The 17,604-nt window shown below is 54.7% G+C and carries 14 protein-coding genes; 9 read left to right on the top strand and 5 right to left on the bottom strand.

The features are described 5' to 3' along the window. Positions 1 to 17: 17 nt before the first annotated feature. Together FJV47_RS09145 and FJV47_RS09140 are read left to right on the top strand one after the other, a co-directional pair. Entirely contained in the window at positions 18 to 1,127 is a 1,110-nt protein-coding gene (locus tag FJV47_RS09145; protein ID WP_159612208.1) for an NADH:flavin oxidoreductase/NADH oxidase, read from the top strand. A gap of 140 nt (positions 1,128 to 1,267) precedes the next feature. Then, a complete protein-coding gene (locus FJV47_RS09140; protein WP_235026399.1) occupies positions 1,268 to 2,395 on the top strand; it encodes a hypothetical protein in 1,128 nt (375 codons plus the stop codon). A gap of 76 nt (positions 2,396 to 2,471) precedes the next feature. On the opposite strand, the gene FJV47_RS09135 is transcribed toward FJV47_RS09140, so the two are convergent. Then, positions 2,472 to 3,722 carry a CPBP family intramembrane glutamic endopeptidase gene (locus tag FJV47_RS09135; RefSeq protein ID WP_159612206.1) on the bottom strand — a complete coding sequence of 417 codons (1,251 nt, stop codon included), beginning with the start codon at positions 3,720 to 3,722 and terminating at the stop codon, positions 2,472 to 2,474. Between the two features lie 135 nt (positions 3,723 to 3,857). On the opposite strand from FJV47_RS09135, the gene FJV47_RS09130 reads away from it, so the two are divergent. From FJV47_RS09130 to FJV47_RS09120, 3 genes are all read left to right on the top strand, one after another. Continuing rightward, positions 3,858 to 5,108, top strand: a complete 1,251-nt coding sequence (locus FJV47_RS09130; RefSeq protein ID WP_159612204.1) for a YibE/F family protein — start codon at positions 3,858 to 3,860, stop codon at positions 5,106 to 5,108. Between the two features lie 69 nt (positions 5,109 to 5,177). Continuing rightward, the gene (locus tag FJV47_RS09125; RefSeq protein WP_159612202.1) at positions 5,178 to 6,164 is read left to right on the top strand and encodes a metal ABC transporter solute-binding protein, Zn/Mn family; all 987 of its coding nucleotides are present in this window, start codon (positions 5,178 to 5,180) and stop codon (positions 6,162 to 6,164) included. 20 nt (positions 6,165 to 6,184) lie between these two features. Next, positions 6,185 to 7,303 carry a CDP-glycerol glycerophosphotransferase family protein gene (locus tag FJV47_RS09120; protein ID WP_159612200.1) on the top strand — a complete coding sequence of 373 codons (1,119 nt, stop codon included), beginning with the start codon at positions 6,185 to 6,187 and terminating at the stop codon, positions 7,301 to 7,303. A gap of 7 nt (positions 7,304 to 7,310) precedes the next feature. Here the strand turns inward: FJV47_RS09120 and FJV47_RS09115 are convergent, their stop codons facing one another. The 4 genes from FJV47_RS09115 to FJV47_RS09100 all read right to left on the bottom strand — a co-directional run bounded on the left by FJV47_RS09115 (position 7,311) and on the right by FJV47_RS09100 (position 12,850). Next, on the bottom strand, positions 7,311 to 8,801 hold the full coding sequence (locus tag FJV47_RS09115; RefSeq protein WP_159612198.1) for a gamma-aminobutyraldehyde dehydrogenase: 1,491 nt from the start codon (positions 8,799 to 8,801) through the stop codon (positions 7,311 to 7,313). A 67-nt stretch (positions 8,802 to 8,868) separates the two neighbouring features. Continuing rightward, positions 8,869 to 10,314 (bottom strand): FAD-binding oxidoreductase, encoded by a 1,446-nt coding sequence (locus tag FJV47_RS09110; protein WP_159612196.1) that lies wholly within the window; start codon positions 10,312 to 10,314, stop codon positions 8,869 to 8,871. Positions 10,315 to 10,527: 213 nt separating this feature from the next. Further along, entirely contained in the window at positions 10,528 to 10,953 is a 426-nt protein-coding gene (locus FJV47_RS09105; RefSeq protein WP_159612194.1) for a hypothetical protein, read from the bottom strand. Continuing rightward, positions 10,928 to 12,850, bottom strand: a complete 1,923-nt coding sequence (locus FJV47_RS09100; RefSeq protein WP_159612192.1) for a primary-amine oxidase — start codon at positions 12,848 to 12,850, stop codon at positions 10,928 to 10,930. Before FJV47_RS09100 ends, FJV47_RS09105 begins: the two co-directional genes overlap by 26 nt. 127 nt (positions 12,851 to 12,977) lie before the next feature. Here FJV47_RS09100 and FJV47_RS09095 point away from each other — a divergent pair, with 127 nt between their 5' ends. The 4 genes from FJV47_RS09095 (at position 12,978) to FJV47_RS09080 (ending at position 17,590) form a co-directional block, all read left to right on the top strand. Continuing rightward, entirely contained in the window at positions 12,978 to 13,562 is a 585-nt protein-coding gene (locus FJV47_RS09095) for a TetR/AcrR family transcriptional regulator (RefSeq protein WP_159612190.1), read from the top strand. 111 nt (positions 13,563 to 13,673) lie between these two features. Beyond that, a complete protein-coding gene (locus tag FJV47_RS09090; protein WP_159612188.1) occupies positions 13,674 to 14,594 on the top strand; it encodes a helix-turn-helix domain-containing protein in 921 nt (306 codons plus the stop codon). 114 nt (positions 14,595 to 14,708) lie between these two features. Then, complete coding sequence (locus FJV47_RS09085; RefSeq protein ID WP_159612186.1) at positions 14,709 to 16,139, top strand: APC family permease; 1,431 nt, start codon at positions 14,709 to 14,711, stop codon at positions 16,137 to 16,139. Between the two features lie 38 nt (positions 16,140 to 16,177). Beyond that, complete coding sequence (locus tag FJV47_RS09080) at positions 16,178 to 17,590, top strand: aldehyde dehydrogenase family protein (protein ID WP_159612184.1); 1,413 nt, start codon at positions 16,178 to 16,180, stop codon at positions 17,588 to 17,590. Positions 17,591 to 17,604: the final 14 nt, after the last annotated feature.

Raw genomic sequence — 17,604 nt, 5'->3', positions numbered from 1 at the left:
GGCTTGTCACACTGTGTATGGCTCAAAGCAAACTATTTACCCCAGTGACCATTCCAACCAAGAGCGGCGCGGGTCTGCAACTACGCAACCGCGTCGTTCTGCCACCTATGTGCCAATACGTTATTGACAAGCGTGACGGGGTTCCCACCACCTGGCAGCTAACCCATTTGGGTTCGATGGCCCATGGTGGATTTTCTTTGGTGATCACTGAAGCCACCGCAGTGGCTGCAGAAGGTCGCATTTCTGATCGAGATGCAGGCCTCTGGAACGAGGAACAAGTCCAGGCATGGAAGCCTATTACCGACTATGTTCGTTCACACGGCTCTGCCGTCGGTGTGCAGTTGGCTCACGCGGGAGCCAAGGCCTCGACCTATGGATGGCTCGAAGAGCTTGAAGCTGAAGGAAAGGTCGGTAGCATCCCTGACGTGGATGGAGGCTGGGAAACCTTTAGTTCCTCGTCGACCGATATCTTTGGTCTCAAACCCGCCACCGAGATGAGTACCGAGCAGATTGCAGCTTCTGTTCAGGACTGGGCCAACGCGGCACAGCGAGCGGATGCCGCCGGTTTTGACCTGATCCAGATCCATGCAGCTCATGGTTACCTGATTCACCAGTTCCTGTCACCACTGTCTAACAAGCGCACCGATGAATACGGCGGAAGCTTTGAAAACCGCACTCGCTACCTGCGTGAAGTGGTCCATGCGGTCGCTGAAGTGTGGCCGGCCGAAAAGGCGCTCGGTATTCGACTCTCAGGTGAGGACTGGGTCCAAGATGGTTGGGGCATTGACGATACGGTCAGGCTTGCTAAAGAAATGTATCACCTTGGCGTGCGTGCTTTTGACCTTTCAAGCGCAGGAATCGGGAGCTATGCCGGCCCAACTGGCCCAGGTTATCAGGTGCCCCTAGCTCAGGCAGTGAAACAAGCACTGCCGGAGGATGCGTTCGTGACCGCCGTCGGTGTCATTACCGATGCTACTCAGGCAGAACATATCGTGGTGACCGGACAAGCAGATGGTGTGAGTATCGGCCGTGCAGCACTGGGCAACCCACAATGGCCAAATCATGCCGCACAGCAACTTGGAGCCGAGAAATCCTACCCTGCGCAGTACTGGCGCGCCCGCTGGTAAAAAGTGAACGCCATGCTGATTTCTGCCAAATCACGAGTAAGTTTCTGGTTACCTCTTCCAGCCACTGAATAGTGATGTTAGGTTAGTCCCACGGATCTAGTCGCCACGCGGCCAAGGGTCGCGTGCGGAAGGGAGTCAGCATGGCACTACGCGCAGATTCTAATGGAATCGACGCTTCGCTCTACCGGAAGAATGGCTCGTGGAGCACAGCTCTCGTGGATGCTTCTCTGGGGACCACTGGAGCCCAGGAAGCAGCTGATCGGCTTCCCGACGAGGTTGCAAAACTACTCAAGTCCCAACAGGCACAGTCAGCGGATATCCAAGCCCTTACCGAAGTCCTGGAACCAGCGCAGGGGCTACGGGCACCAGTGGCACGGTTTGTTGCAGTGCATGACGGAGAAGTGGTTCTCAACGAAATCATTCCGGGCCTGAAAGTTCAGTCTCCATCAATAGACGTTGGACCATTCCCAAATTTCACGGCGCTCGCCCGCGCCCGCGGCGGATCATTCTCTTACCTCGTTGCCGAGGTAGGAAAAGATGGCGGCGAAGTACACCTTTACAACACGGTTTCCCCGGAGCGCATTGCCAGTCACGGTATTGTCGGTCTGCCCGAAGAAATCCACCACGCACGCAAGGTACCCGGCGAGTACGACCAGCCCAAGGCGCAGTCCGCAGCCGATGAAATGGTTCGGCGCAATGCTGATGAAGTGGCTGAACTAATCGGCACCATGTTTGCGGAGAACTACGTTCGATTGATTGTGCTTTCTGGGGACATCAAGGCTCGCGAAGCGGTGCTTGCTCAGCTACCTGTAGCGCTTCGCGACTACGTTGAGGTCATTGATTCACACACCAGAACTGGCGGTGCTGATAGCAAACAAGTTGATGCTCAGATTTCGAAACTCATCGATGACGTGAAGTCTAAGGCGCTAGCCGATCTTGAGGCGAGGGTCTCAGCTCAATCAGGTAATGGGCGCTCATTGTTATCGGTGGGTCTTGATGAAGTGGTCACCGCATTGCAGTCGGCTCAAGCGGAAATCGTGCTAGTGGGTCAGTACCAAGACGAACACACATTGCGCGCACTGACCGCAGAGCCGTGGATTGCTCATCAAACCGGTGATGATCATGCTGAGCTGGTGGCCGGCGAATGGCCAGCACCGGAAGTCCTGTTACGAGCAACAGCACTTACTGATGCAACTATTCGCTACGTTCCGGACTCGGTAATCCCCGACGGAGCAGGAATTGCCGCACTACTACGTTGGGCTAAGTAATAAGATAGCGCCACAACAATAAATGGGTTCTTTCCACGAAGATCAGTTTCGTGGAAAGAACCCATTGTCATGTTCGCTAATCGCGATGATGCTGCTGCGGATCCTGAGGTGCCGTTGGATCCATAGGCGACTGTACCGGCGGGGGAGCGTACTGCCCCGGTGTCGCGTGCCCGGGATGGTTCGGGTCTTGGAACGCCGGTGGTGACTGCTGCGGGAAGTTACCTTGAAGATGGTTACCCTGCGGATAGTTCTGCTGGGGATTGTGTTGCCACGGATCAACCGGAGGCGCCCAATAAGCCTGATTCTGGTACGGCATTGGCTGTGGGGCAGACCATGGCTGAATCATTGGCGGTTGTGGTGCTGGGGGAAGAGCTCCTGCGGTGCGTTCAACTTTTTTCTTGTCCGCAAGTTTGACCAGAACCACGGTCAAAAGAGTCATAAAGACGACAGAGAATATCAACGATGTACCGTCGGAGTCTGTCGCGTTCAAATCAATCTGGCCCAGCGCGCCGAGCATAAACAGGAAAGTGTTGTTGATGATGTGCATCGCCATTGCGGCTTCTAACCCACCAGTTCGCCAGGTGAGGTAACCGGCCGCCACAGCAAAGAATGCGACATCCAGAAGTCCATAGACATCGTAGAGGTGTCCAAAGGTAAACAATGGTACGGGCAAAAGAATCGCAAAGAGCGGATGTTTAAGCCAGCCACCAATCATTTGCATCAAGGCTCCGCGGAATACTAATTCTTCTGCGGCGCACTGCAGCGGGGTGAGCATGATGACCAAGATAGCAAAGAACAGCGGATCGGCAGGTACATCCTGTGGCGCCAGCGGGGCGGAACCCTGTGCATCAAATGCTGATAAACCGAAGGACAGGGCGAAATAGAGCGCAAACAATATGGCGCTAGTTCCAAGTGCTAGTCCGAACCAGCGCCAGCGAATTTTGCCGACGACCGAGAATAGCTGGCCCACCGGTTTTGACCCCAGTAAGAGATACGCAAGATACACCGCTGGAATCATGACGATGAGCGAAAGCATCGTCATGGAGAAATCTAACGGTGAAGTCATGTCTAGTTCTTCGGAGAACACCATGTCTTCGCCGGTACCGGTATCCGTCGCCCATGAAGCTGGATTGGCTAACATGGCCACAAAGACCACCAACATCACCATGATGAGTAGGGCTAGATAGAAACCAGCTCCGGTCCCGGCAAAGGCCAATGGCCTCCACCAACGGAAATTGTGATCCCTGCGCAGCAAACGGTGAAAAGGATAGCTTTGCTCCCCACTAGCGGAAGGCATAGTGGCAGGCGAAGGTAAAGGCGAACTCATAGCTCAATTCTCTCCCCGAACCGTGTTCTGGACATGAACCTTACGGAGGATTTATTTGTCATCCTCAGGTGTTCGGAGCAAAACCCATACACTTGTAGCGAACGATTCGCATTAACTGACTGGGAGCAACGCCACGTGGGCCACCATCACGACGAACCAATATTGCAAGATCCCCAACGACGACGTCGTGCCTCGATCATTTTGTGGGCTTTGTTAGCACCTATAGGTGCGCTGGCATTGGTGATGGTCATCGTATTGTGGCCGCAAGGAAACTACGACAAGTTCGCCTTGGACTCAACGATGGACACAGCTGGTGGCGCGAGCATGGCCACCGGGACTGTCATGCGTAGTGGTACCGAGGTATGTCCCTCCTCCAAAGGCCTTGAAGACGTTGGCGGTAAAACCCTTGATTGCAATGTCACCTACGTGATGCCTGAATCCGGGGGAGCGGAAATACAACTGGAGATTCCACCCGAGATGTTGCAATCACGTGACGCGCGCCCCGGGGACAGCGTGCGATACCTCGATCTGTCCAAGGTCGACACCACCAGCGGCAGCCCATACGTCTTTGTCGACTTTGTCCGCACTTTGCCCATGACCCTACTGGCGATCGTTTACGGTGCAGTGGTGGTGTTGGTTGCCGGCTGGCGCGGAACCAGAGCAATGATCGGTTTGGTCGGTGGCATCGCTTTCATGATCGTCTTTATGGTGCCAGCGCTAATCGAAGGCGGAAATCCGGTACTCGTTGGCATGACCGGGGCGACGGCCATCATGTTTGTTGCGCTGTATTTTGCCCATGGTCTTAACGCCAAAACATCAACAGCTCTGTTGGGAACGCTTTTCGGCCTGGCAGTCACCGCTGGAATGGCCATGTTGATGACCGATGCCGCAGCACTGACCGGAGCTAACGGCGAGTCATCGGTGACCTTAGCTACCGTGGCTCCACAGATTTCCCTGCCCGGCCTGTTGATCTGTGGTGTGTTGGTTGGTGGTATGGGTGTGCTCAATGATGTCACTATCACCCAATCAGCCACCGTCTGGGAGCTCGCCGAAACTTCTCCCAAAGCCAGCGCCAAGGAATTGTTCTTCCGCGGAATGCGCATTGGTCGTGACCATATTGCCTCCACCGTCTACACGATCGCCTTTGCCTATGCCGGCGCGGCCCTACCGATTTTGGCTATTGCAGCCATGAGCAATCAAGGATTTGGTGTGACTCTGAGCTCGGGGGAGATGGCTGAGGAAGTAATTCGAATCCTGATTGGTTCTATTGGATTAGTACTGGCAATTCCGGTCACCACCGCGATTGCAGTGCTGGTGGTGAAGGCCACCGGAACCGGTGGCGCCCACGGAAAACGAGCCCAGTTTTCCGAAACCATCGATGCCTAGGTGCGAACGGTTCTCAAAAGTAATGTAGAATTGTTCTCAATAGTAATCATGGATGTATGGAGAATTTGAATGAAGAAGTATCGCTCTCTGCTCGCAGTGGCTGTCGCAGTGCCAGTCGCCTCACTGATTCTCACGAGCTGTGGCAACGACAATTCTGAGGTCTCGACCGCGGGTTCTTCTTCGCTCAACGTTGTGGCGACGACCAACGTTTACGGACAAATTGCCCGCGCTATTGGTGGCGACAGTGTTAACGTCAGCGAAATCATCACTTCCGCAGCGCAGGATCCTCATTCCTACGAGCCGACTACACGAGACAAGCTCACTGTCTCTGAAGCAGCAATCGTTGTGGCCAACGGTGGGGGGTATGACCCGTTCATGGACTCTTTGGTCCAGTCCTTGCCGAGCGAACAAGCTGGCGGTGTTGAGCTGATTCATGCCGTGGACACCTCACCAGTGGCTGAAGAGCATGAAGGTGAAAGTGCAGAAGAACATGAAGAGCATGCAGATCACGAAGATGAAGACTCGCATGATCACGCAGCCTACAACGAGCACATCTGGTACGACCTGGACTCGATGAGCGCGCTGGCTGACGAACTATCCAAGGACTTTGGTGACGCCGATTCTGCCAATAAAGACCAGTATGCAAAGAATGCCGAGGACTTCAAAGAAGGAATCAAAAACCTGCAGACCCAATTGGCTGACGCCAAGCTAGAGGGTAAGACTTTCGTAGGAACCGAACCGGTGCCGTTCCACCTGTTGGAAGACGCTGGAATGAAGAATTCCACCCCTGCTGGTCTGAGTGAAGCAATTGAAGAGGGTGAAGGCATCGCGCCGATGACCCTGAAGAAGGCACAAGACCAATTGCAAGGCGCTAAGGTCGATGCCTTGGCCTACAACGTGCAGACCGAGGGTAATGAAACAAAGCTACTCAAGAAGGATGCAGAAGAAGGTAAGGTGCCGGTGGTCGACTTCGCAGAAACCATTCAGGATGATTCCAGCTACCTTGATTGGATGAAATCCAACATTTCGAACTTGGCTTCTGCTATCAACGGCTAGGTCGTACGTAGACTACATGTATGGCATTGATTTCTTCTCAAATTTCTCAGGCGACAGGCAAAGCCAAGGCCCTACTCGCAGAGCGATCTGTACGTGCTGAAATAGCCCAAGGAAAACGGGAAATTCAACAAGCCGATCATGTCTTGTTCTTTGCTGAAGGTCCCGGTCAGTTCTACCAGCTAGGTGTATGGCTTGGGACCTTTGAGCGACTCGCCACTCAGGGACTGAACATTGGGGTAGTGCTCATGGATTCCCTGAGCGCTAAGCAAGCTTTGAGCGAAACAACTTTGCCTGTGTTTTTCACGCGATCAATGGAAGAGATTGAATCCAAGCTTCGTAGTTGGGGCACAACGTCGATCAATTACGTGAATAATGCGCAACGGAACTTCACCATGCTGCGCTTCAATGGACCGGCACATATCCATCTGAATCATGGTGAAAGCGAAAAGACCTCAATGGTCTCCAACCAGCTCAAAGCCTACGATTTCGCCTGCGTTGCCGGCCCAGCAGCAGTAGAGCGCATCACCGAGAGCATCGCACGATTTGACCCAAAGCACTTGGTTCAAATCGGACGTCCCCAGCTAGACGAATTGGAATTGGAGCGCCCGGCAGAAAAGATACGCGTGCTCTACGCCCCGACCTGGGAAGGCGACTCGCAAGCGATGGCGTACTCGTCGCTGACCAAACTAGGCGAACGAATTCTTGCTCAGCTAGTGGGGGACGATAGGTTCCAAGTTCGTTTCCGGCCACACCCTAAAACTGGAGACAAATCAGCCGAGACAAGAAAAGCCGTCGCTACACTCAAGGCTAATTTCACGTCGAACCTAGACCCGATCAGCGATCCATCACAGTCGTTGGTATGGGCTGACGTTGCCATCTGCGACACCTCGGCGATGGCCTATGACGCAGTGGCTTTGAACAAACCATTGCTGCTTGCCTCCGAACGGCCCAGCAAACTCGGTGACGGCTTGCCACCGGAACAGCGTCTGGGCAATGCCAATGGTCTGGCTGATCGAGTGGCCCGACTGGCGGCGACCGGTGTTGCCGGACAGCAAAAACAGCTGGCCCAGTACTTCTTCGCCACCACTGAACCGGGGATGGCAACACAGAAACTGAACCAGCTGCTAGTTAGCCTTTAGACGGACTCTACCTTTGTTTGAAGACGGTATCCTGCCAATCGCGGTGGGCTGCTGGATCATGCGAGAGCATCACGTGCTTAACGTTCGTGTACTCGTCAAAGGAATACTGGCTCATGTCCTTGCCCATACCGGAGGCTTTGTACCCACCATGGGGCATGTCGGAAACGATCAAGATGTGCTCATTGATCCAGACGCATCCGGCCTGAATCTGTGCACTGGCCCGCATCGCCCGATCCACATTTTTAGTCCATGCGCTGGCCGCCAAACCATACGGGGTGTCATTGGCTAGTTCGATAGCCTCATCATCGGAATCAAAGGGTAAAGCAACGAGTACTGGTCCGAAGACCTCTTGTTGCACTATCTCCGAATCCTGTTTCGCTCCAACGAGCAAGGTGGGACGGTAATAGAATCCGGGACGCTCTTCCCGGCGTCCACCAGCAAGAACTTTCGCACCTGAATCCTCAGCCCGCTGAACCATGGCCGCAACCTTGTCCAAATGTGCTTCGCTGATCAAGGACCCCATATCGGTGTCCGGGTCAGTCGGATCGGAGACCACCATCGCATCCATCAGTTCTGCCACCCTTGAGGTGAACTTTTTAAATACTGACGAGTGAACGTAGGCGCGGGTGGCGGCCGTGCAATCTTGGCCTGAATTGATTGTTGAGCCAGCGACCGCGCCGTGGGCGGCCGCCTCGATGTCCGCGTCATCGAAGACCACAAAAGGAGCCTTGCCGCCCAGTTCAAGGTGCACACGATTTCCACGTTCGGCAGCCATAGACATGATCTTCAGTCCCACCGCGGTGGACCCGGTGAAGGAGGTCATTTTCACCAGGGGGTGACGAACCAAGGCCGACCCAACACGGGGGCCATCACCAAGAACCACATTGATGACACCTGCAGGAAGCCCAGCATCGATTGCGGCCTTGGCGAACAACACCGAGGTTCCGGGAGTGAGTTCACTGGGCTTGAGCACGATCGTATTACCTGCTGCGATGGCTGGAAGAATCTTCCACGCCGCCATCTGTAGCGGGTAATTCCAAGGGCTGATCGATCCGATGACGCCGATAGCTTCACGACGAATCATTGAGGTGGTGTTTCCCGCATAGTCTCCGGCCGCTAACCCTTGAAGGTTTCTTGCTGCCCCGGCAAAGAAGTTCACGTTGTCGATGGATCCGGGTACATCAAACTCGGTGGACATGCGAATGCTCTTACCGGTTTGGGAGGTCTCTACCGCGGCGAGTTCATCAGCGTGTAGTTGTAGTTCACGAGCGAAGGCCAGCAAATGATCTGAGCGTTCTCCCGGTGTCAGGGTGGACCACGACGGGAAGGCAGTCGCCGCAGCTTTGACAGCCTGATCGACTTGTTCATCCGTGGCAGTATCTACCTCAAGTAACTCTTCGCCCGTGGCTGGTGAGATCCGGGGGAGTGTAGGGCCCTGACCTTGTACTTGGTATCCGTTGATGAACTGGTGGCCCAAAGACGGCTGGTAGAAATCCATGTGGGTTCTCCTGTCGATGTTCAGAATGTGCGGTGGTGTTGGTTGAAGTGAAGGAAAATTTCCGTCATTAGGAATCAAAGCCCATGCCGATCTTGTCCATGAGGCGCAAAAAGACAGATCGGTTTCCTTGCTGGTGGTCTGCCTTGATCAGGTGATCCGTCATGACTTTGACACCTACCCAGGCTGCGGGCTCCGGAGGAAACGGGATCGGTTTAGTACGGACCAACTCCAGCTCGGTGAGCTGGGTCTTCTTGCCGGAAAGCAGGTCCAGCATGACCTTGGCCCCGAAACGCGTGGCCCCGACACCCAAACCGGTGAAACCAGCGCAGTACGCCACCTTGCCCGAATGGGTGAGGTCAAAGAATGAGAAGAAGCGCGAACAGGTATCGATAGCTCCGCCCCAAGCGTGTGAAAACTTCACATCGGCTAGCTGTGGGAAACTGCCGAAAAAGTGAGCAGCTAACTTTTCGAAGGTCTGTTGATTCTCGTCGTAGCTTGAACGAACCTTTCCACCAAAGTGATACACCGCGTCGTAGCCACCGTAGAGAATACGGAAGTTTCCGTGTTGATCAATGGTGGGCCGCGAGTAGTGGAAGCGGTTGTTCATGTCCGCCAGTCCAACTAGGCGGTCCCATCCGATGGCTTCACGCTGCGCGGCGGTCAGCGGTTCGGTCATCAGCGCGTAGTCGTAGACGGGCACGATGCGTGCCCGATGACGTTTGAGCAAGGAGGGGAAGACGTTGGTTGCTAGGGCGACTCGGTCCGCTACTATCTGGCCGTTGGGGGTGAGGACGGTGATCTTGTCGCCCACTTCGCTCAGTTCAACGGCTTGGGTGTGTTCATAAAATTCAACGCCCAGCTCTTGGCAGACACGGGCCAGCTCCCACACTAGTTTGGCCGGATGTACCAATGCGGTGGAGCGATGGTCCAAGGCGCCGGCAAGGAAATCCGGTGAGTTGATCACCGTCTTGACCTGATGTTCATCGAAGTATTCAACATTGGGTGCTTCTGCTTCTTCGGCAGCCCAAGCCACTTGATGCTCCTCGGTAGCCACGCTCAGCGCCCCTTGCCGAATGAAATCGACGTCCATCGAATAGCGCTGAACTGTAGCCTCAAACTCATCGAGATTCTGATTGCCCAATTTAGTAAGCAACGCGTTTTCTTTGGGCAAATGGTTCTCGCCGTTTGCTTCACCGTGAACTAGCGAGGCTTCGCAGAATCCGCCATTGCGACCCGAAGCCGCCCATCCGAGGCGCTGACCTTCGATGAGTACCACCCGGCGTTCGGGGCTTTGCTCTTTGGCTTGCAACGCGGTCCATAAACCGGTGTATCCGCCGCCGACAATGAGCAAGTCGGTGGAGATGGATCCGTTCAAGGCCGGGTTGGGTTCAGGGCGTTGCGCGTTATCCAGCCAGTAGCTGGTACGCTTGGCGCCGGTTAGGGCCGTGGTGATCTGTTCGCTGGAAGCGGCTTGTTCATAACGGTCGAAGGTAATGGGATTGGATGTTCGCACGGGACTATTCCTTGGTTAGTAGCAGTATTTTTATTAGCTACTAGCTCAGGGGAACAACCATGGGGCCTTGCGGCTTTGCAGTTTGTTGGGCACTAAGGATGCCGGTTGAGAGCCATGGGGCGAACAAGGCGTATCCCTCTTCTCGGCAAGAAAACCACAAATTGAATGTAATTCATTACTTATCTAATCTTGCAGTCCTGACCAAGTCAATAGTCAGGGCTCAATCAGCAGGCGTTGCCGTTGAATATGACAATAAGTAGCCGCACCGTACATCACGATGAATTCGGCAAGGGCCAGGAACAACATCAGGGCGCTATGAACCGGAGTGTGAGTGTGTAAGGAATGCTGGTGATGCTCGGAAAACCACGGCATGCCCAGCGCCATGACTACGTGAATGATTCCCATGGCTGCACTCATGAGCAGCAAGCGCTGCGCCGATCCTCCGTGCAGAACACACCATGCGCACTTGATGCACCAGGCGGTCATAACCAGAAGAATTATCGAGCACACCGGTGAATGAGCAAGAAACGGTGCGCTGGCCAGATGTGCTGCGGCGAGCACCAAGGCACTAATCCCGAGGATCACGTGCCACGGTGCCCGCCGCTGCTCCGTGCTAGTTTCCGCTACCGCAGCAACCATCGGATTCCTTGGTGGAACAGCAACCGTGCTGCATCGGTGCTGGAACATCTAAGACGGGGGAACGGTCGAAGAACCCCTCTGGGCGAATGGTGAACCCTACCGTGTCCACGGGCATCATCGGCCAGTCTTCCGTGCGTGGGAAATGGGTGAGGGCGAAGGTGTGCCAGAGGCTAACTTCTTCTGAATCAATATTTTTGTCATCTTCAATCCATGAACCGATGCCGTTGCCACCAGGGTTTTGATTAACGAAGTCACCGGTGGGATAACGGTGCGCGGTATCGCGCTGGGTGACCCACAGGGCCTTGGAAGCGAACTGCGCGCGCTGATGAATTGAGGATCCCTCGGCAGCCAATAAGGTTGGCAGTCCTTGGGACATGAGCTTGTAACCTACCGGTTTGCCCAGGTAATTTTTTGATTCTGGATTGGTGATGATCCACGTACGACCGGCGGTGGGGTTGTTTTCTCGCACGGCCTGCTTTTCGGTGGCCAGCACCGTGTGGCTGCGGGTGAAAGCATTGCCGCGAGGGTTCTCCTTGCTGATCGGCAGTCGAACAGCCTCTTCTTCGATGACCCGGCTTGGACCGTCATCCAGGGCAAAATCTAGTCGGGCGCCGAAGATGTGTTGATGGAACGGAGCGCCAAGGCCCGGGGCCATCTCAGAGGCAAAGCGTTCGTCGAGCATGGCAGAGGTGAAGACGATGCCGGTGGCCTTGGCTTCGAATTCGATGGTGCCATCTAGATAGAGGTACCAGTAGAAGCCGTAGTCGTAGTTGCCCACTGTAGTGAAGAAGCTGATTACCAAGCGGCGATTGCGCCGCGTGTACTTTACGCCGGACCAATCATCGGCGTGCTTGGAGAGGATGGAAGCATCTTCTTCGTGCATGCAGATGCCGTTGGTAATTTTTTGAGCGTGGCCATCGGCGTCGGTGACCACAGGGGAGATGTAATGGATTTCGCCGAGGCAGTCGCAACCCAATTCCAAAGAATTGGCCAGGCGCCCGATGAGGTATTCACCGGTGTCGAAGTAGTTCTGCCAGCTACGTACAGGAGACGGGTCTCCGTAGGGGACGACCATTTCAGCGATGGACGCACGATCCAGAATTCGACGCTGGGTTCCTTTGTCATCGAAGGCGATGTTGTAGAGAACCAATCCTTCACGCATATCAAATCCGATATCCAGTGACCACTTCTCCCATTCGACGTGGTTGTCGTCGGTGACCTCAAAGCTGACACCATCGGGCTGGGTGATTTCAATTGGCTTCTGCGTGGTGCGTGTCGGGCCGGTGAGTTCCGGGTCGGTGTAGTTGCCATGAGTTTCAGGAATCGGCACTATCTGCAGATCAAGGAGCTGATCAACTTTTTGCGCAATGGTGTCGATGTAGACCACCAGCCCATCCACCGGGTGCGCCCATGCGGAGTCTTCGGCAAAATCTTGGCGGAAGGCAAGGCCACGTAAGATGCGACGACCGGATTCCTCTGGGTACTCGTCGTGATACACGCCAGCAGATAGTGGTGCCACGCGAACCTGAGCGGGTGTGAGGTTTCGTTTGGCTAGAGCCGCTGCCCACTGTGCATCGTTAGACAAGATCGATTCGACCATTTCAAATTCTTCGAGCAAGACGGGCATTTGGCCGACTTGTGCCGGGTCGAGATCGATGACCGAGACAACTGATTTTTCGGTCAAGTTCACCACGATGTCCTGCGGCGTGTTCTCCAGTTTGTCCAGTGTCATGATGCGGACGTGCCGACCTGGCTGGTGGTCCTGAGGATCTTCCAGGCCGAGGTAGGCGACGCGAGTTGTTGCGCCGAAGAGTTCGTTTTCGACCAGTATTTCCTTGGCGAGAGCGACCTCGGCTTCGCTGAGCAAAGTGAAATCGGTACAGGTGGTAGTGCTCATGCGTGGCGCTCCTTGGTGAAAATGTGACCTACATCAATTGTTATTCTATGAATGTAGAGAATACGGAGAGTGGTTCGACGGCGCAACCCTTTCGGGTGAAATTACTAAAAATCGTTAGGCTTGGTTCATGCCCAAAATCGTTGATCACGACCAGCGTCGCCAAGAGATCGTAGAAGTCACTTGGCGCTTTATTGCCCGTGAGGGAATTGACAAACTCAACCTTAGAGATCTTGCCGCTGCTGCTGGCTATTCAAATGGTGCGCTGAAGCCATACTTCCCTACGCGTGATGCCTTACTGGAGGCGACGTTTAATTTCGTCGCGGACGCCACCAACAAACGGGTGGAAGCTAATGCCATGCGTCTTCGTGGCGCTCTGGCCATCGAAGCATTCGCGTGCGAGGTGCTTCCACTTGATGAGTTGCGAATCAACGAAGCTCGAATTGCGGTACATTTCTGGAATCTGGCGTTGGCGGAGCCAGAGCTAGCCGCGGCCAACGCAGCAACGATGGACCAATGGAGAACCTGGCTGGATCGGTGGCTGGGTCAAGAGCTTGGAGAGCGACATGCGCAAGCAACTTTCGTGAGAGATTCACTGATCAATTTCTTGATGGGGGCTCAAGTTTCCAGCGTCCTAGACATGGCTGCTAACTCAGGCCAATCCCTGGTTGATCAGTTGAAGTACCACCTGCAGATGCTGAATCGGATCAAGTAACAGACCAACCGGTTTTTCTCGGCTTGCAGAAAATAGTGACTTTTCTGTCGGTTGAGCGTACCCTCAACTGTGAGCCCGAGCACACTTTGGGCGTCCTTTGGGGAGGAATTCGTGTATCAAGTCCAGCACGTCGATTCGTTTACCGCGTGGTCCAGAATCATCTCAGATGCCTTCGTGCAGCTTCGCAGCGAACAGATTTCGACAGGTCATTTTGCTGCCTCGCTTGCAGTGAACATGCTCGGCGACATCGGATTGATGCGCATCCACGCTAGGCCCCACGCTGTACAACGCACCGTGGATCTCACCAACACTGGCGACGGTGAATTCTACAAAGTCTCCTATCAGCTTGAAGGCCATGGTCTGCTGATCCAAGACGGACGTGAAACCGTATTGGCCCCTGGCGACCTCGCCATTTACGATACACAAAGGCCATATACCCTGGAGTTCGAAAAGCCGGCCACAGTGGTTGTCGCGCTGATCCCTCACCACGAATTCAGGCTGTCCAACCATCAAGTTGGGCAAGTCACCGCGCTGTCATTAGAGGCTAGTCATCCGCTCTCGGGAACGGTTGCACCATTGCTACGTCATCTTGGAAGCAACTTATCTCAATGGGATGAGTTCGGCGGTTACCCGCTGGCTCGTAACACCATCGATCTTTTGGCCACTGCCCTGGGCGGAGTGCTCGGAAACGGTAACGCAACGGATAGTAGAGATTTTCTACGCGAAAAAATTGCCCACTACATTGCTGATCATCTCGACGAGGCCACACTAGGCCCTGCCCAAATTGCTGACGCGCACTTCATCTCGGTTCGAAGTCTTCACGCATTATTCGAAAACCAACTGCACAGCGTGGCCGCCTTGATCAGAAACCAACGCATGAGCGAGGCATCGCGCCTTCTACGCGATCCCATGATGGCCGAATGCTCGGTTCAAGCGATCGGCGCGCGAGTAGGAGTCTGCGATGCGGCCGGCTTTAGTCGTATGTTTTCTAAGCACTTTGGCTCCAGTCCTGGCAAGTACCGTCTGGCCTAGAGCATCTTTGACTACTTGTGCACGCGAAAGCAATGAGCCTGCACCCAATGACAAGAAGAAACTGACAAAGGCGTAGATCCTAATTGAAAGCAAACTACACTTTCGGGGGATCACATGGCACTTGAACAACGAACACTAAGTGTTCCCGCCTTGGTGGTCATGATCATCGCAGCAAGTGCGCCGCTGACTGCGGTGGCCGGTGGTGTCACGACAAACTATGCAGTGACCGGAATGAGCTCGGTGCCACTGTCGTTTTTGATCATCGGGGCCATCTTGTTGGTTTTCAGCATTGGCTACACCGCCATGAGTCGCCACATTCCCAACGCTGGAGCTTTTTACGCCTATGTAGCTGAGGGACTGGGCCGAATCATCGGGGTTGGGGCCGCGATGGTGGCCTTGGTCAGCTACAACTTGATGCAAATCGGCATTTATGGAATGTTCGGATTCGCCGCTTCATCCTTCGTCAACACCATTTTCCATACCGCTCTTCCTTGGTGGGTGACGGCTCTAATTGCGTGGGTGCTGGTCGGCTTCTTGGGCATGAACCGGGTGGATTTCTCCGTAAAGGTTCTGGGAATCATCGTTGCCGCCGAGTTCCTCGTGGTGGTTGTCTATAACATCATGGCTTTTGTCTTGGCGCCGCAGGCTCCGCAGCCAGAAACCGCCTTTAATCTTTCTGACGCGCTGGCTCCAGGTATGGGAGCGGTCGTAGCGTTCACCATTGCCGCTTTCATGGGCTTCGAATCGGGCACCATCTATAACGAAGAAGTGAAAGATCCTCAGCGTACCGCCCGACGCGCAACCATGATTGCCATCGTGATTATCGCCTGTTTCTACGCGTTTTCGGCCTTCGCTGTTGCCGTGGGGGAAGGTGCCGGCAATGTTATTGGGGCTTCCGCTGAACACGGCCCTGATCTGTTGTTCGTCTTTTTCGCGGCCCACGCCCCAGCCTGGTTTGTGGATCTAGCTAATCTCCTGTTTATCACCAGCCTCTTTGCGGCGTTGCTAGCATTCCACAACGTGGTGGCACGCTACTTCTACTCCATGGGCCGAGGTGGTGCATTGCCCGGATTCTTGGCGAAAACCTCGCGGACTACGCACGCACCCGTAGCTGGCTCGCTGGCTCAGTCCCTACTCGCGATCGTCGTCATCGTAGTTTTTGCCGCCGTTTCGCGCGGTCAAGAGCCCATGTATATCGTCTTCACGATGTTCACATGGATGACAAATTCAGCTGCCTTTGGGTTAGTGCTACTGATGGCCCTGACATCATTCGCGGTGATCGGCTACTTCGCCCGAAACAGAACTAGCGATTCGGTGATCACCAGGGTCATTGCTCCACTGATTTCTGGCATCGCGTTGACCTATGTCTTCGTCCAGATCATCATCAATTTCGATATTTTGCTCGGCGTCGAACAGACCGGCTTATTGGGGTACACATTACAAGGAATCGTGATCATTCCAGGGCTGGTTGCCTCGCTGGTGACGCTGGTAGTTCGGCGTACCAAGCCCGAGTCACTACCCGTGACCCAAGTATCTGTCTCATAAACAATCTGTACAAGTAATCTGCACAAAGGAGTTGCATCATGTCTTACGCCAACGCCCAGGAACTATTAGAGGCGATCCAACCCGCTTCTGGCGGAACAGAAATTTTCGATCCAGCCACCGGGGACCTCGTGGGCCGGGTGGCTGAAGGCACCGCGGAAGATCTTGACGCGGCCGTCGCCTCAGCCAAAGCCGCGCAACCAGGCTGGGACAAACTGGGCCATGAAGAGCGAAAGAGACTGCTCAACGCCGCGGCCGACAACATCGAAGCCAACGCCGAGGCCTTGGCCCAGCTGCTTTCCCGCGAACAAGGCAAACCCCTGAACGGGCCCAATGCACGCTTTGAGGTGGGGGGAGCCGCAGCCTGGCTTCGCGCCGCCACCGCCTACGACGTGGAACCAGAAGTCATTGTTGACGACGGGGAAACCTACGCGGCCAAACACTACCGGGCATTAGGTGTCGTTGGTGCCATTGGGCCATGGAACTGGCCAATGATGATTTCTATCTGGCAGCTGGCTCCGTCACTACGTATGGGTAATACCGTGGTGATGAAACCTAGCGAATACACTCCACTCTCCGTCCTAGCCCTTGTCCATATCCTGAACGAGGTACTGCCTGCCGAAGTTTTGCATGTTGTCGCCGGCGGACGTGATGTCGGGGAGAAGCTATCGAGCCACCCGGACATCGCCAAGATTATGTTCACCGGCTCCACCAGAACCGGCAAGGCCATTATTCGATCTTCTGCTGACACGGTGAAGCGCCTGACCATGGAGTTGGGTGGCAATGACGCAGGGATTGTGCTGGAAGACGCAGATCCGAAAGCCATCGCTCAAGACCTGTTCTGGGGTGCCTTCATTAACACCGGTCAGACATGTGCTGCACTCAAACGTCTCTACGTGCCTGAAAGCATCTACGAGAAGGTATGCACCGAGCTCACCGCGGTGGCCAAGGTTATGCCCATGGGTGTGGGTCTGGACGAAAACAACGTCCTTGGGCCGCTACAAAACAAAGCACAACACGACATTGTCGCCGAACTCGTTGCTGACGCCGTCGAATCCGGAGCGAGGGTATTACTTGGAGCCAATCCTGATGCGCAGGCCAAGGGATACTTCTACCCAACGACGTTGATTGCCGACATCGAACCCGATAATCGTTTGGTGACTGAAGAGCAATTTGGCCCCGCGCTGCCTATCATCAAGGTGAAAGACACCGCCGAAGCCATAGCTCATGCCAATGCGTTGGAAGTTGGCCTAGGCGCTTCGGTGTGGAGCAGTGACCGAACCAAGGCGCTAGAAGTTGCTGCCCAGATTGAGTCCGGAACCGTCTGGATCAACTCCCACGGCACCATCGATCCGCGCATTCCTTTCGGAGGGGCAAAGCAATCAGGATATGGACTGGAATTTGGTGTTGATGGCCTGAAATCTTTGGCTCAACCACAGATCATCAAAGGCTAGAGAAGCCCTATCCT

Source organism: Glutamicibacter sp. JC586 (assembly GCF_009805585.1).
GTDB lineage: Bacteria > Actinomycetota > Actinomycetes > Actinomycetales > Micrococcaceae > Glutamicibacter.
Note: the sequence above shows the minus strand (reverse complement) of the source record. Positions and strands in the feature narration are given on the sequence as shown.